16 protein-coding genes are annotated in these 14,158 nt (G+C 39.9%); 13 read left to right on the top strand and 3 right to left on the bottom strand.

The window, feature by feature from the left end; all coding sequences use genetic code 11:
* Nucleotides 1-77 precede the first annotated feature (77 nt).
* From EJ994_RS00070 to EJ994_RS00055, 4 genes are all read left to right on the top strand, one after another.
* Entirely contained in the window at nt 78-998 is a 921-nt protein-coding gene (locus tag EJ994_RS00070; RefSeq protein WP_126590660.1) for a tyrosine-type recombinase/integrase, read from the top strand.
* On the top strand, nt 995-1,885 hold the full coding sequence (locus EJ994_RS00065; protein WP_126590653.1) for a tyrosine-type recombinase/integrase: 891 nt from the start codon (nt 995-997) through the stop codon (nt 1,883-1,885). The genes EJ994_RS00070 and EJ994_RS00065 overlap by 4 nt, the downstream gene beginning before the upstream one ends.
* 946 nt (nt 1,886-2,831) lie before the next feature.
* Nucleotides 2,832-4,478: a toxin C-terminal domain-containing protein gene (locus EJ994_RS00060; protein WP_126590659.1), complete on the top strand. Its 1,647-nt coding sequence runs from the start codon at nt 2,832-2,834 to the stop codon at nt 4,476-4,478.
* Nucleotides 4,478-4,978, top strand: a complete 501-nt coding sequence (locus EJ994_RS00055; protein WP_126590658.1) for a hypothetical protein — start codon at nt 4,478-4,480, stop codon at nt 4,976-4,978. Before EJ994_RS00060 ends, EJ994_RS00055 begins: the two co-directional genes overlap by 1 nt.
* Before the next feature lie 47 nt (nt 4,979-5,025).
* On the opposite strand, the gene EJ994_RS00050 is transcribed toward EJ994_RS00055, so the two are convergent.
* On the bottom strand, nt 5,026-5,391 hold the full coding sequence (locus tag EJ994_RS00050) for a helix-turn-helix domain-containing protein (protein WP_126590657.1): 366 nt from the start codon (nt 5,389-5,391) through the stop codon (nt 5,026-5,028).
* A 157-nt stretch (nt 5,392-5,548) separates the two neighbouring features.
* Between EJ994_RS00050 and EJ994_RS00045 the strand changes: the two genes are divergently transcribed.
* The 6 genes from EJ994_RS00045 to EJ994_RS00020 all read left to right on the top strand — a co-directional run bounded on the left by EJ994_RS00045 (nt 5,549) and on the right by EJ994_RS00020 (nt 11,622).
* Nucleotides 5,549-6,442, top strand: a complete 894-nt coding sequence (locus tag EJ994_RS00045; protein WP_126590656.1) for a hypothetical protein — start codon at nt 5,549-5,551, stop codon at nt 6,440-6,442.
* Entirely contained in the window at nt 6,442-7,068 is a 627-nt protein-coding gene (locus EJ994_RS00040) for a hypothetical protein (protein ID WP_126590655.1), read from the top strand. The genes EJ994_RS00045 and EJ994_RS00040 overlap by 1 nt, the downstream gene beginning before the upstream one ends.
* A gap of 163 nt (nt 7,069-7,231) precedes the next feature.
* On the top strand, nt 7,232-8,056 hold the full coding sequence (locus tag EJ994_RS00035) for a tyrosine-type recombinase/integrase (RefSeq protein ID WP_126590654.1): 825 nt from the start codon (nt 7,232-7,234) through the stop codon (nt 8,054-8,056).
* 14 nt (nt 8,057-8,070) lie between these two features.
* Nucleotides 8,071-8,151 (top strand): hypothetical protein, encoded by an 81-nt coding sequence (locus tag EJ994_RS17770; RefSeq protein ID WP_410504188.1) that lies wholly within the window; start codon nt 8,071-8,073, stop codon nt 8,149-8,151.
* Nucleotides 8,148-9,038 (top strand): tyrosine-type recombinase/integrase, encoded by an 891-nt coding sequence (locus EJ994_RS00025; RefSeq protein ID WP_126590653.1) that lies wholly within the window; start codon nt 8,148-8,150, stop codon nt 9,036-9,038. The genes EJ994_RS17770 and EJ994_RS00025 overlap by 4 nt, the downstream gene beginning before the upstream one ends.
* A gap of 946 nt (nt 9,039-9,984) precedes the next feature.
* Nucleotides 9,985-11,622 (top strand): RHS repeat domain-containing protein, encoded by a 1,638-nt coding sequence (locus EJ994_RS00020; RefSeq protein ID WP_126590652.1) that lies wholly within the window; start codon nt 9,985-9,987, stop codon nt 11,620-11,622.
* Between the two features lie 599 nt (nt 11,623-12,221).
* Here EJ994_RS00020 and EJ994_RS00015 read toward each other — a convergent pair.
* Together EJ994_RS00015 and EJ994_RS17560 are read right to left on the bottom strand one after the other, a co-directional pair.
* Nucleotides 12,222-12,470 carry an XRE family transcriptional regulator gene (locus EJ994_RS00015; protein ID WP_241240818.1) on the bottom strand — a complete coding sequence of 83 codons (249 nt, stop codon included), beginning with the start codon at nt 12,468-12,470 and terminating at the stop codon, nt 12,222-12,224.
* Nucleotides 12,424-12,588 (bottom strand): helix-turn-helix domain-containing protein, encoded by a 165-nt coding sequence (locus EJ994_RS17560; protein WP_241240817.1) that lies wholly within the window; start codon nt 12,586-12,588, stop codon nt 12,424-12,426. Before EJ994_RS17560 ends, EJ994_RS00015 begins: the two co-directional genes overlap by 47 nt.
* A gap of 209 nt (nt 12,589-12,797) precedes the next feature.
* Between EJ994_RS17560 and EJ994_RS00010 the strand changes: the two genes are divergently transcribed.
* The 3 genes from EJ994_RS00010 to EJ994_RS17695 are packed head-to-tail and all read left to right on the top strand — an operon-like array spanning nt 12,798 to nt 13,688.
* Nucleotides 12,798-13,145: a hypothetical protein gene (locus EJ994_RS00010; protein ID WP_126590650.1), complete on the top strand. Its 348-nt coding sequence runs from the start codon at nt 12,798-12,800 to the stop codon at nt 13,143-13,145.
* A gap of 34 nt (nt 13,146-13,179) precedes the next feature.
* Nucleotides 13,180-13,527, top strand: a complete 348-nt coding sequence (locus EJ994_RS00005) for a hypothetical protein (protein ID WP_126590649.1) — start codon at nt 13,180-13,182, stop codon at nt 13,525-13,527.
* Nucleotides 13,528-13,565: 38 nt separating this feature from the next.
* Nucleotides 13,566-13,688 carry a hypothetical protein gene (locus EJ994_RS17695; protein WP_262707423.1) on the top strand — a complete coding sequence of 41 codons (123 nt, stop codon included), beginning with the start codon at nt 13,566-13,568 and terminating at the stop codon, nt 13,686-13,688.
* The last annotated feature ends 470 nt before the right edge of the window (nt 13,689-14,158 follow it).

Here is a 14,158-nt window from a genome sequence, read left to right as displayed (position 1 = left end):
CAGTTAACTACAACTCGCAATACAACTCGAAAAATGCAACCGACCTATAAAAGTTGGTAGCACCAACAGGCAAAAAAATGAAGAAACTGAAACTAGAGAATCGAAGCTACAAAGAATTATTGATTGCCTTTAAAGACTGGTTAGGGATTTTGGGGTATAGCAGAAGTGCCAAAGAAAGTTATCCGAATTGCTTAAAAGAGTTCCTCCACAACATGGAGGAAAAAGGACATTACAAATTAGATGCCATTACAGCAACTACCATAAAAGACTATTACGATTATCTGAAAGAACGACCCAACCAAAGGACGGACGGCGCACTTAGTAAGGCAGCGCTCAACCAACACCAACAAGCACTTCGAAAATTTAATGAATACCTGAAAAAACATAATGGAAAACCTATGCCCGTGCATCTACGAGCGGAAGCCAAAAAAGAGGAAGGTTGGCAAACGGTACTGACCCAAGAGGAAATAAAGGAACTCTTTGAAGCTGCCGAACATAGTTATGTAATGCGTCATGTATGCCTACGGGATAAAGCGATGTTGGTGGCATTGTACAGTTGCGGGCTACGGGTCAACGAAGCTGTACACCTTGACCGAAGGGATATCCTTTTTGATAGGGAACTGGTCTTTGTTCGAAAAGGGAAAAACTATAAAGAAAGGTTCGTACCCATCAATTATAGAAACCTGAAAATACTGGAAGATTACCTGTACGATGCACGGTTGGAATTTTACAAAGCCAACGAAAGCGAAGCTTTTTTTATCGGACAGCAGGGCAAACGATTGGGGCGGCAAAGTTTTGGTAACCGTTTAGGTATCCTTGTGAAGCTGACGGGAAATAGTGAACTAAAAGAAAAAAAGATTACACCACATACGTTGCGCCATAGCATTGCCACACATCTTTTAGAGCAGGGTGCACCGATGGAAAGCATACAACAATTTTTAGGTCATTCCTCATTGGAGACCACACAGCTCTACACCCATTTAACAGAAAAAGTATGATGGACTTTAGAAAATATCTTGAAAAAGAACGGTTCACTAAAAGCAGTATCAAGACATATACCTTCCAAGCCGAAAAGTTTATGGAATGGATGGAAAAGGAAGGACAAGACCTGATACATTTTAATTATAAAAAAGCGGTCAGCTATGTAGCATATCTGCAAAAACGGCATACCAACATTAGAACGATCAACGGCAAGATAGCTGCCACAAGACAGTACTTCAATTTTCTTGTAGAAAAATGCGAATGCGCCGAAAACCCTTTTGCCGAATTATTGGTCAAGGGCGACAAGACCAAAAAGATGTTGCAGAATATTCTATCGTCCGATGAACTCGAAGATCTGTATTACAGTTACCCTACGGATATGGATATGAGAAGAAGCGGACAACTTGCCGACAAACGCAATAAAGTTATGATCGGGTTGATGGTCTATCAGGGTTTATCGACAACGGATATGAAACGATTGCAAAATGAACATGTACAACCGAAAAAAGGGAAAGTCTATATACCATCGGGTAAAATAGGTGGTCGTAGAGAACTGCCTTTGATGCCTTGGCAGGTCATGGAACTATTGGAATATATAAATGAAATACAACCAGAGTTGGCACGAAGAAAAGGAACGAACGGGGAAGAGCTGTTCCCCGTTACAAACGGTCGGCTTACCGATACCGTTGCCAACATCATAAAAAAACTGCGAAAGGTCAACCACAAAGTCAAAAATATCCATCAGATACGTGCAAGCGTAATCGTAAATTGGCTCTCAAAATACAACCTTAGAAAAGTACAGATAATGGCAGGGCATAGAAGGATAAGCACCACCGAAAAATATGTACAGGAAAATCTACAGCAACTACAACAGGTCATAAACCAGTACCACCCTTTAAGCTAAAAAGGCCCCACAAAACAGAACCCAGTTTTTTGCGAAAAAGCAAAAAGCTCCTGTGTTCTGTTTTGTTCCGCTCGCCACCACTTCTATGGTTTTTAGGTCATATTTTTTGTAGCCAAACCAAAGCAACACTTTACAAGTTGTTCGTGCCTCACAATTGCAAACAGTTGCGCCAACGCTCGAAACAAAAAATCCGCCATAAAAACCATCCCAAGCTAAGTTACATAATTTGCATTATAATACCGCCGCCAGATCCACCGCTGCGCCAAAGCGGTAAGTTATAATGTAAACTATGTAAAATAGCCGCACTTCCACAGCTCAAATCCGAACCAAAAAAAGCTTACTCGGTCGGGACGCTCAATCGTCGCTAGCCTATCATTTTAAAAAAGACCGATTCTCCGCAGCATCGCCAGCCCCTAAATCGTTCTTTTTTAAAACGCTCCCTTGTTTGTCAAATCCCCGAGCTTCGGGAAAACGCCCCGAACTTTATCCAATAGGAAAAGCCATCATCCCCCAAATCTTACCAAAACTAATACTATGAAGTGCGCGGCTTGCGAAAAGGTGCGCGTCGGCAAGAGCGGATATTTTACATAATAAACTTTTATAGTGCCTGACCAGAGAAGTATAAAAGCTATTATGTAACATAGCTTTGGAAAATGACCTTGCCCCGTTGCCGTTCGCAACTCTTTTTTACCGCTGACCGACAATATTAAAATACCGAAAAAGTGTTGTAGGCAACATCAGGGGCTAGGGCATTATGCGGCTGCAAGGAAGCAGGGCAGGTACAGAGGTTTTTGAGGCACGAAAATACTGGACTTGCCCTGCGCGGACTTAATGGTTAGATACTTCCAATCCGTAGGAAAAACCACAATAAAAAGACCTGAAAAACGTTATATTTATCTTAGCTAAAGACAACGTTCTTGAACATACTGAAAAACTTCTTTTTTAGGTGCGTCCGCCGAAAATATGCGACCGCTTTACAAAATTTTGCTATAGTTATAGGTACGACCCCCTGAACCGAATTACAGGCGCTACTGACAATACGAACGATTATAATGTCAGTAACATATCCTACGACAAGAACGGTAATATCCAGACTTTAAATCGAAACGGCTATCAGGGTGGTTCGACGTTTACCGATATGGATATTCTGGACTATGATTACGATAGCGGGAACAAGCTGTTGAAAGTAGCCGATACGGGAAACAAGGTACATGGCTTTAAAGATGGTACAAATACCAACGACGACTTTGAATACGACATTAACGGAAATTTAAAAATTGACCGTAACAAGGGAATCACCTCCATAACCTACAACCATCTGAACCTGCCCGAACAAGTCAACTTCGGGAGCGATAACATCAAATATGTTTACGATGCTTACGGTGTGAAACTGAAAAGGACTTCCAGTACGGGAACGGAAACACTCTACGCCAACGGGTATGTTTACGAAGGAGGTGTCGGGAATGCGCAATTGCAATTTTTCAATCATCCCGAAGGGTATGTAACGCCCGATGGACAAGGCGGATATGACTATGTCTATAACTATACTGACCACCTAGGTTCGGTAAGGCTTAGTTATACCGATGCCGACAATGATGGAAATATCGACCCTGCGAACGAGATAATCGAGGAAAACAACTATTACCCCTTCGGTCTTCTTATGCGCAGTGCCACGGCGACCGTAAGCCCATATGGCAACAGTGCCGCCAAGCGTTGGAAGTTCAACGGCAAGGAACTCGATAATGGTCTTAACATCGATACCTATGATTTTGGGGCGAGGAACTACGACCCCGCGATCGGGCGTTGGATGAACCTTGACCCGCTGGCGGAACAGATGCGGAGGCACTCGCCTTACAATTATGCTTTTGACAATCCTATTTTCTTTATCGATCCTGATGGGATGGCACCAACTTATAATTGGGGTGCTGGTAGATATGAAGACGAAGACGGTAATGAGGTAAGTTGGGATACGGTACAAAAAGAGTACGGTTTAAATTCATCTGGAGAAGGGGATTGTTGTAATGATAACCCAGTAGCTAAAATGATGAAACGAGCAAAAAATGCATTACTTCACGCATTTGGGTTAGATATAAAATCAGCGAGCGATGAGCTTGATGAAGCACAAAGTGAGGAAGATGTAGCATCTGCAATAGCATATTTAAAAGAATCGCAAGAAAATCTTGATACAACCAATGAAAATCTGAAGGATGTTGCTGAAATCCTGGCAACCATTGAGCCAACAGGTTTAACAGGTGTTTATTACGAATATACACTAGGGGACAGTAATTCGGACAAAGCTTTAGCTGTTTTAGCAATAATACCATTTACCAAACTAGCGAAAGGAGCTAAAGTCATTAAATTCATACAGGCTGGAAAGAAAGTTGAAGCTTTGGTGCCAAGCGGTTTTAAAGTCGTGAAAGGTCAATATTCAAGGGGGCAGAAAGTCTATTCTAATGGCAAACTTTTTATTTCACCTGATGTAGACGGACATAATGGAGGTATTTGGAAAGCGGCTAATAGTTTAAGAGATTTGGGCAGTAAAAAGACTAGATTAGGTACATTTGACGGACTTTTTCAAAAAATAGGCGATTAATGACAAAATTCCAAATATCTAAATACGACCCAGCATTTAAAACGGAAGAAGGTAAATATCTAAAGGATGATTGGACTTCGATAAGCGATATCGGTAAGATTTATGATGGTAAATTATTAACTGTCGATGATTATTTGGATGTGGAAGCCAAGTATATCAATGTAATTAAAAAGATTTTAGATGAAACAGAAAGCTCCTATTTGAGGGTAGTTGGTTTAGAAAAGTTTGACGATTCTCTAAATAAAATAGATAACGTCCCTTACGATAATAAAAGTGATGAAATCTATAAATCGTTAGAGGAAGGAAAAGTACTGAATTTAAATGATGCGATTATTTTAACGAAATTAATACTAAGAGAAAATGTATGGTGCTACCTAACTAACAAATACGTTACAATCCAAATTGGAAATGACTATTACTTAAATGTTGCATTAGAGATTAAGCCTAGTTTTTTCAATAGTCTAGATGATGATTTAGGTCTGTTTGTAAGAAGTATCTAAATGTAAAGATTAAACTTAACCGCCCATCGAGGCGGTTTTTTTATGCATTATAGTGCCGCCACGTTCTTGTTGAAAAAGTCCTTGAACTTTGATTTGGTCAGCATGCTATCGATAATACGGAACAGGGCTTTTTTATCCTCTTCTTCCAACTGCTGTATCAGGTTGATACGCTCGGAAACAGATTTATCCACGATACTGACTTCTTCGGGAACATTGCCCGACATATGCACGAGCTCGTCAATACTGACCCCGAAATATTTTGCCAGTTTATCGGCCACCTCGATGGAGACATCACGCTCGCCCTTTTCCATTTTTGAATAGTTGGACGGATGGACGCCTACGGCATTGGCCACTTCCTTCTGCAACAATCCCTTTTGTTCCCTGTACGCCTTTAAGTTCTCAGCTATGTTCATACTGCATATATTGCACATGTTATATATGTGCAGTACAAAAGTAGTCAAATCGTATAGTTTTATCAATATAATAATCAATACGAACATTTATAGTTGTCAATACGGAATCTAATAAGTAGTTTTGCAATAGTCATATTGTCTAAAAATAGTTTGAACTATGCTGAACACCACCAACCCCAATAGCTACGAATACCACACGAAACACTTGCAGGTCAATATCCTCGGGGGAATGAAGACCAATAAGCTTGAAAGTCTGCGCATCACGATGAGCATACAAAAGCCCGAAAGCTACAATGTACTGCGCCACAGCCTCGACCTGTACAACGACAACCAAGTGGAAAAGTTTACCCGAAAAATAGCGGAGCGGTTGGAGATAGGTACGAGCGTAACGAGAAGAACCCTGCAAGACTTAACGAAGGAACTCGAAAACTATAGATTCCTTCTGTTAGAAAAAGAGGCATCCGCCAACGCACCTTACCGAAAAGAACTTAGCGCACGTGAAATCAAAGAAGCCGAAACCTTCTTAAGGTCTAAAGACCTATTGAAAAAGACCAACAAATTAATCGGGCAAAGTGGCGTAATCGGAGAAGAGAACAACAGGCAAACCATGTTTTTAATCTTTACGAGCAGAAAGACAAACAATCCTTTGCATTGCATCAGCTTGGGAAGTTCCGGAACGGGAAAAACACATCTGCAATCAAAAGTAGCAGAACTGATACCGGAAGAAGATAAAGTTGAGATAACGGTTTTATCCGCAAACGCATTTTACTACTTCAACAGAACCGAACTACAACATAAATTGATATTGATAGAAGACTTGGACGGAGCGGAAAGTGTGCTATATCCTTTACGGGAACTGCAATCGAAAAAGCGTATCACAAAAACGGTAGTCCATAAAGACAGCAAGGGAACTACAAAAACAATCCACTTGACCGTCGAGGGCCCTGTAAGTGTTGCGGGCTGTACCACACAGGAAAGTATTTACGAAGATAATAGCAACCGTAGTTTTTTACTCTACATCGACGAGAGCGAAATACAGGATAAAAAATAATGGATTACCAGCGGTTGATTAGCGCAGGGAAAGTCAATGGCGAAAAGGAACACAATGCCAAAGAATTATTGAAAAACGTGCAACGGGTTCTAAAGCCCATCAAAGTCATAAACCCTTATGCTGAATTTTTGGAGCTGCCAAAATCGGTCTTTAAACCCCGACGGACAAACTCACATTATCTACAGTTCATAGAAGCGATTACATTTTACAAACAGTACCAACGGGAAAAGCAATATGACAAAGATACTGGAGAGGAATACATCGAAACAGAAATCGAGGATATACAGGAAGCCAACGAATTGATTATCGATATTCTACTGCGCAAAAGCGACACCCTTACGGGAGCATGCCGAAACCATTTAGAGAACTTGAAAACCTACCTAATCAATAACAATCAAACGACTTTTACCAACTCGGAAATCCGCAGGAATCTACGCATCAAGGAAAGTACGTTGCGTTGGTATCACAAACAATTATTGGCGGAGAACTACATCCATAGAATCAAAAAGGCAAAGACCAAAAGCTATTGTTTTGAAATCGTTGACCTGGGCGAATACGATAACCTACGAAAGCAAATAGACAAAGCCCTGCAAGACTGTATCGACCGCATAAAAGGCAAAAAATAACAATTGCCCGTCGAGGCTCTCGACCCGCAAAGTCGCAACCAACTCGCAAATATACTTTTTGCGAGGTCAATCGAATAACTATCAGTCAGTTAACTACAACTCGCAATACAACTCGAAAAATGCAACCGACCTATAAAAGTTGGTAGCACCAACAGGCAAAAAAATGAAGAAACTGAAACTAGAGAATCGAAGCTACAAAGAATTATTGATTGCCTTTAAAGACTGGTTAGGGATTTTGGGGTATAGCAGAAGTGCCAAAGAAAGTTATCCGAATTGCTTAAAAGAGTTCCTCCACAACATGGAGGAAAAAGGACATTACAAATTAGATGCCATTACAGCAACTACCATAAAAGACTATTACGATTATCTGAAAGAACGACCCAACCAAAGGACGGACGGCGCACTTAGTAAGGCAGCGCTCAACCAACACCAACAAGCACTTCGAAAATTTAATGAATACCTGAAAAAACATAATGGAAAACCTATGCCCGTGCATCTACGAGCGGAAGCCAAAAAAGAGGAAGGTTGGCAAACGGTACTGACCCAAGAGGAAATAAAGGAACTCTTTGAAGCTGCCGAACATAGTTATGTAATGCGTCATGTATGCCTACGGGATAAAGCGATGTTGGTGGCATTGTACAGTTGCGGGCTACGGGTCAACGAAGCTGTACACCTTGACCGAAGGGATATCCTTTTTGATAGGGAACTGGTCTTTGTTCGAAAAGGGAAAAACTATAAAGAAAGGTTCGTACCCATCAATTATAGAAACCTGAAAATACTGGAAGATTACCTGTACGATGCACGGTTGGAATTTTACAAAGCCAACGAAAGCGAAGCTTTTTTTATCGGACAGCAGGGCAAACGATTGGGGCGGCAAAGTTTTGGTAACCGTTTAGGTATCCTTGTGAAGCTGACGGGAAATAGTGAACTAAAAGAAAAAAGATTACACCACATACGTTGCGCCATAGCATTGCCACACATCTTTTAGAGCAGGGTGCACCGATGGAAAGCATACAACAATTTTTAGGTCATTCCTCATTGGAGACCACACAGCTCTACACCCATTTAACAGAAAAAGTATGATGGACTTTAGAAAATATCTTGAAAAAGAACGGTTCACTAAAAGCAGTATCAAGACATATACCTTCCAAGCCGAAAAGTTTATGGAATGGATGGAAAAGGAAGGACAAGACCTGATACATTTTAATTATAAAAAAGCGGTCAGCTATGTAGCATATCTGCAAAAACGGCATACCAACATTAGAACGATCAACGGCAAGATAGCTGCCACAAGACAGTACTTCAATTTTCTTGTAGAAAAATGCGAATGCGCCGAAAACCCTTTTGCCGAATTATTGGTCAAGGGCGACAAGACCAAAAAGATGTTGCAGAATATTCTATCGTCCGATGAACTCGAAGATCTGTATTACAGTTACCCTACGGATATGGATATGAGAAGAAGCGGACAACTTGCCGACAAACGCAATAAAGTTATGATCGGGTTGATGGTCTATCAGGGTTTATCGACAACGGATATGAAACGATTGCAAAATGAACATGTACAACCGAAAAAAGGGAAAGTCTATATACCATCGGGTAAAATAGGTGGTCGTAGAGAACTGCCTTTGATGCCTTGGCAGGTCATGGAACTATTGGAATATATAAATGAAATACAACCAGAGTTGGCACGAAGAAAAGGAACGAACGGGGAAGAGCTGTTCCCCGTTACAAACGGTCGGCTTACCGATACCGTTGCCAACATCATAAAAAAACTGCGAAAGGTCAACCACAAAGTCAAAAATATCCATCAGATACGTGCAAGCGTAATCGTAAATTGGCTCTCAAAATACAACCTTAGAAAAGTACAGATAATGGCAGGGCATAGAAGGATAAGCACCACCGAAAAATATGTACAGGAAAATCTACAGCAACTACAACAGGTCATAAACCAGTACCACCCTTTAAGCTAAAAAGGCCCCACAAAACAGAACCCAGTTTTTTGCGAAAAAGCAAAAAGCTCCTGTGTTCTGTTTTGTTCCGCTCGCCACCACTTCTATGGTTTTTAGGTCATATTTTTTGTAGCCAAACCAAAGCAACACTTTACAAGTTGTTCGTGCCTCACAATTGCAAACAGTTGCGCCAACGCTCGAAACAAAAAATCCGCCATAAAAACCATCCCAAGCTAAGTTACATAATTTGCATTATAATACCGCCGCCAGATCCACCGCTGCGCCAAAGCGGTAAGTTATAATGTAAACTATGTAAAATAGCCGCACTTCCACAGCTCAAATCCGAACCAAAAAAAGCTTACTCGGTCGGGACGCTCAATCGTCGCTAGCCTATCATTTTAAAAAAGACCGATTCTCCGCAGCATCGCCAGCCCCTAAATCGTTCTTTTTTAAAACGCTCCCTTGTTTGTCAAATCCCCGAGCTTCGGGAAAACGCCCCGAACTTTATCCAATAGGAAAAGCCATCATCCCCCAAATCTTACCAAAACTAATACTATGAAGTGCGCGGCTTGCGAAAAGGTGCGCGTCGGCAAGAGCGGATATTTTACATAATAAACTTTTATAGTGCCTGACCAGAGAAGTATAAAAGCTATTATGTAACATAGCTTTGGAAAATGACCTTGCCCCGTTGCCGTTCGCAACTCTTTTTTACCGCTGACCGACAATATTAAAATACCGAAAAAGTGTTGTAGGCAACATCAGGGGCTAGGGCATTATGCGGCTGCAAGGAAGCAGGGCAGGTACAGAGGTTTTTGAGGCACGAAAATACTGGACTTGCCCTGCGCGGACTTAATGGTTAGATACTTCCAATCCGTAGGAAAAACCACAATAAAAAGACCTGAAAAACGTTATATTTATCTTAGCTAAAGACAACGTTCTTGAACATACTGAAAAACTTCTTTTTTAGGTGCGTCCGCCGAAAATATGCGACCGCTTTACAAAATTTTGCTATAGTTATAGGTACGATGCACTCAACCGAATCATAGCAGCTACGGACAACACGAACAACTATAACGTCAGTAACATCGGGTACGATAAAAACGGAAATATTCAAAGCCTGACAAGAAATGGGTATCAGAACAGTTCCAACTTTACGAACATGGACGTTCTGGACTACGATTACGACAACGGTAATAAACTGACAAAAGTTACGGACGGTGGAAACGGTGCCCACGGTTTTAAGGACGGGACGAACACCAACGACGACTTTGAATACGATATTAACGGAAACCTAAAAATTGACCGTAACAAAGGAATTACTTCAATTGAATACAACCACCTGAACCTACCTACTCAAGTTGAGTTTGATAATAGCAGTCAAAAGACTATTACTTATGTTTATGATGCTTTAGGTATCAAACTAGAGAAGAAAACAAATAATAATGGTTCTTTGAATACAACTAAGTATGATGGAGGATTTGTTTATCAAAATGATATTCTTCAATTTTTTCCACATCCTGAAGGTTATGTATCGGTCGAAAATGGCAGCTATAAGTACATTTACAACTATACTGACCATCTTGGTTCAGTAAGACTTAGCTATACAGATGCCGATAACAACGGCAGCATAGACTCTGACAACGAAATAGTGGAAGAAAACAATCATTACCCATTCGGCTTACAGCAAAAAGGCTACAATAATAACGTATCTTCTCTTGGTAATTCCACGGCTAAAAAATGGAAGTATGCGAATGAAGAGTTTGAAGAGGATTTAGGTAAAAATACCATAGCTTATCAATGGAGAGACTACGATCCTACAATTGGTAGGTTTAATAAAATAGATAGGTTAGCCGAGAATTATCATCCTATTTCGCCATATTCTTTTACAGCTAACAATCCTATGGTTTATAGAGAAATACAAGGAGATAGCATAGATGTATCCCAAATAGTAGAATATGACAATGATAACGGAACTAGTATACTTGATAACATAAAAAAAGATTTAAGTACTATTACTGGACTTTCATTCGAGCTTAAAAACGGTAAACTTATTCATACTACAGATGATGATGGAAATGCTATAATTGCTACCGATAGTGACGGAAATCAATTAGGTAGTTCAGAGGCAAGAGGTGCAGTTATAGGCGCTTTAAGTTCCACAGATATTGCAAAAGCACAAATTGTAGATAGTGGAGGCTCTAGAGTTACAAATGATTTAGGAGAAACAGAAGTTGGAGGAAATAATATAAATTTAGATATAGGTCAAATAACAAATCAGTTTATAGGGGGTGCAAGAGAAGTAGATAATCGTACAATGGGCTTTGGTATGACTTTTATACATGAATCACTACATTCAAATGTTGCTGATGGTGGTGCTAATAGAGATTTTGTGGGAGACACAAATGTAGATGTCAGAACGGGGCCAGTAGTAGACAGGATGAACATAATAAGAGGTCAACTAAATTCTCAAGGTTTTAACTTTGGACAGAGACAAACATATGGAGCAAGAAGCTTTAACGTTCAAGGGCAGACAATAAATACAGTTCTATTTGGAGGTAATATTAAGACTGTCCATCCAATGCCTTTAACCAACGGAAGATTTTAGGGCCGAGAATAGAATATTAAAAATGAGGATATGCAAATTAAATATAGAATAGGAGCTTTATTATTGTTTTTGATGTTTTTGGATGCGCTCCATTTAAAATTACCCAAGAAAATTTTAAAAAGAGAATAATTAAAGATTATCCTGAAAAAAGTATTTGCTTTAGAGTGGATGAATCAGGAAAAATACTGAATTCTGTTATGTATAGTTACTATACTAAAAAGCTTGGAAGAGCTATGAAGATTTTCTTACCATAAAGAAAGCGAATAATGATTACAAAAGTTCACTCCAAAATAGTTTTGAAAGCGGAAGTGATTGTGATTTGGTAGTTCTGTCAGGAAGTTCAGGGGATAGTTTATATGCAGCAATCGTCTACCCCTACAAAGCTAATATTAAACAAAGTTCAGAAGAGTATCCTAGATGGTTTTACGAGGGTAGAAATATTTAACTTATTTAGAAAACAAAAATTACAGACAGATACTTTTATATTCACATAATCCACCAATAGATAATCCTTGGATTCATGAAAAAAATAAGAAATCAATGAATAGTAGTTAAGATATCAATCTGAAACAACCGCCACCGAGGCGGTTTTTTTATCTCTAAAGCGAAGCGACATTTTTATTAAAAAAGTCCTTGAACTTCTTTTTGGTCAGGAAGGAATCGATCATCTTGAAGATCATGGAGCGTTCTTCCTCGTCAAGTTCCTGCATCAGCTTTAATTGTTCCTGTGCCTGTTTATCCTCGATGACCACTTCTTTGGGCAGTTCGCCATCAAGGTTAATTACTTGGTCAACGCTAATATTATAAAAACGCTGCCAACCGCTGTAACTCCTTGACGGAAATCTCACGGTTGCCGTTCTCGATTTTGTTGTAGTTGGAATAACCGATATCAAGGGCATTGGCGACTTCCTTTTGGCGAAGCCCCTTATCCTCCCTCAATTTTTTGATGTTATCCGCTAAACCCATAGTAATGTAGTATTTAAACACTATATGCGAAACCCCAATCCTTTGCTCTACAATGTTATAAGGGTATTGTGTATAGTGTTATACACTACAAAAGTAGCGAAAAAGGATATTAATCTACAATAAAGTCGAAATAGTAAATTATATATGTTCGATAAACGAAATATAATTGTATTTTTGGAGTATCGAAAATCGAACAAAATAATCTGGCTATGCTAAACACTACCAATCCCAATAGCTACAAGTACCATACAAAGCACCTACATGTAAATATCCTCGGCGGACTGAAGACCACCAAACTCGAAAGTATGCGAATTACGATGAGCATACAGAAACCCAAAAGCTATAACGTGTTGCGCCACAGCTTGGATTTGTACAACGACAACCAAGTGGAAAAATTTACCCGAAAGATAGCGGAGCGGTTGGAGATAGGTACGAGCGTAACAAGAAGAACCCTGCAAGATTTAACAAAGGAACTAGAGAATCATCGATTCTTATTATTGGAAAAAGAACAGCAGGCTGCTGCCCCAATTATAAAGAACTTACTGCGAGAGAGATAAAAGAAGCCGAAACTTTTTAAAGTCTAAAGACCTATTGAAAAAGACCAACAAATTGATTGGGCAAAGTGGCGTAATCGGGGAAGAGAACAACAGGCAGACCATGTTTTTAATCTTCACGAGCAGAAAGACAAATAATCCATTGCATTGCATCAGCTTGGGAAGTTCCGGAACGGGAAAAACACATTTACAATCTAAAGTATCGGAGTTGATACCGGAAGAGGATAAAGTTGAGATAACTGTATTGTCCGCAAACGCTTTTTATTACTTCAATAGAACCGAACTGCAACACAAATTGATTTTGATAGAAGACTTGGACGGTGCGGAATCTGTGCTATACCCATTACGGGAACTGCAATCGAAAAAGCGAATCACAAAACGGTAGTCCATAAGGACAGTAAGGGAACTACGAAAACAATACACTTGACCGTCGAGGGCCCTGTAAGTGTTGCGGGCTGTACCACACAGGAAAGTATTTACGAGGATAACAGCAACCGCAGTTTTTTACTCTACATCGACGAGAGCGAAATACAGGATAAAAAATAATGGATTACCAGCGTTTGATTAGTGCTGGAAAAGTTAACGGCGAACAGGAACACAATGCCAAAGAATTATTGAAAAACGTGCAACGGGTTCTAAAGCCCATCAAGTCATAAATCCTTACGCTGAATTTTTGGAGTTGCCAAAATCGGTCTTTAAACCTAGAAGAACGAACAGCCATTATTTACAGTTTATAGAAGCATTACCTTTTACAAACAATGGCAGCGCCACAGGCAATATGACAAGGATACCGGAGAGGAATACATCGAGACAGAAATCGAGGATATACAGGAAGCCAACGAACTGATTATTGATATTCTACTGCGCAAGAGCGACACACTTACGGGAGCATGCCGAAATCATTTAGAACGTCTCAAGACGTATTTAATTAATCAAAATCAAACCACATTTACAAATTCTGAAATCCGCAGAAATCTACGCATCAAGGAAAGTACGTTGCGTTGGTATCACAAACA

The sequence above is a fragment of the Maribacter sp. MJ134 genome, assembly GCF_003970695.1.
Lineage (GTDB): Bacteria > Bacteroidota > Bacteroidia > Flavobacteriales > Flavobacteriaceae > Maribacter.
The sequence above is the reverse complement of the archived record's forward strand: the minus strand, read 5'-3'. Positions and strand labels throughout refer to the sequence as shown.

What these genes read in the sequence shown, in the direction of transcription:
- EJ994_RS17560 (WP_241240817.1), bottom strand. Translation starts at nt 12,588, where the DNA reads ATGGGTTTAGCGGATAACATCAAAAAATTGAGGGAGGATAAGGGGCTT.
- EJ994_RS00070 (WP_126590660.1), top strand. Translation starts at nt 78, where the DNA reads ATGAAGAAACTGAAACTAGAGAATCGAAGCTACAAAGAATTATTGATT.
- EJ994_RS00045 (WP_126590656.1), top strand. Translation starts at nt 5,549, where the DNA reads ATGCTGAACACCACCAACCCCAATAGCTACGAATACCACACGAAACAC.
- EJ994_RS00010 (WP_126590650.1), top strand. Translation starts at nt 12,798, where the DNA reads ATGCTAAACACTACCAATCCCAATAGCTACAAGTACCATACAAAGCAC.
- EJ994_RS00050 (WP_126590657.1), bottom strand. Translation starts at nt 5,391, where the DNA reads ATGAACATAGCTGAGAACTTAAAGGCGTACAGGGAACAAAAGGGATTG.
- EJ994_RS00035 (WP_126590654.1), top strand. Translation starts at nt 7,232, where the DNA reads ATGAAGAAACTGAAACTAGAGAATCGAAGCTACAAAGAATTATTGATT.
- EJ994_RS00040 (WP_126590655.1), top strand. Translation starts at nt 6,442, where the DNA reads ATGGATTACCAGCGGTTGATTAGCGCAGGGAAAGTCAATGGCGAAAAG.
- EJ994_RS00025 (WP_126590653.1), top strand. Translation starts at nt 8,148, where the DNA reads ATGATGGACTTTAGAAAATATCTTGAAAAAGAACGGTTCACTAAAAGC.
- EJ994_RS00055 (WP_126590658.1), top strand. Translation starts at nt 4,478, where the DNA reads ATGACAAAATTCCAAATATCTAAATACGACCCAGCATTTAAAACGGAA.
- EJ994_RS17770 (WP_410504188.1), top strand. Translation starts at nt 8,071, where the DNA reads ATGGAAAGCATACAACAATTTTTAGGTCATTCCTCATTGGAGACCACA.
- EJ994_RS00065 (WP_126590653.1), top strand. Translation starts at nt 995, where the DNA reads ATGATGGACTTTAGAAAATATCTTGAAAAAGAACGGTTCACTAAAAGC.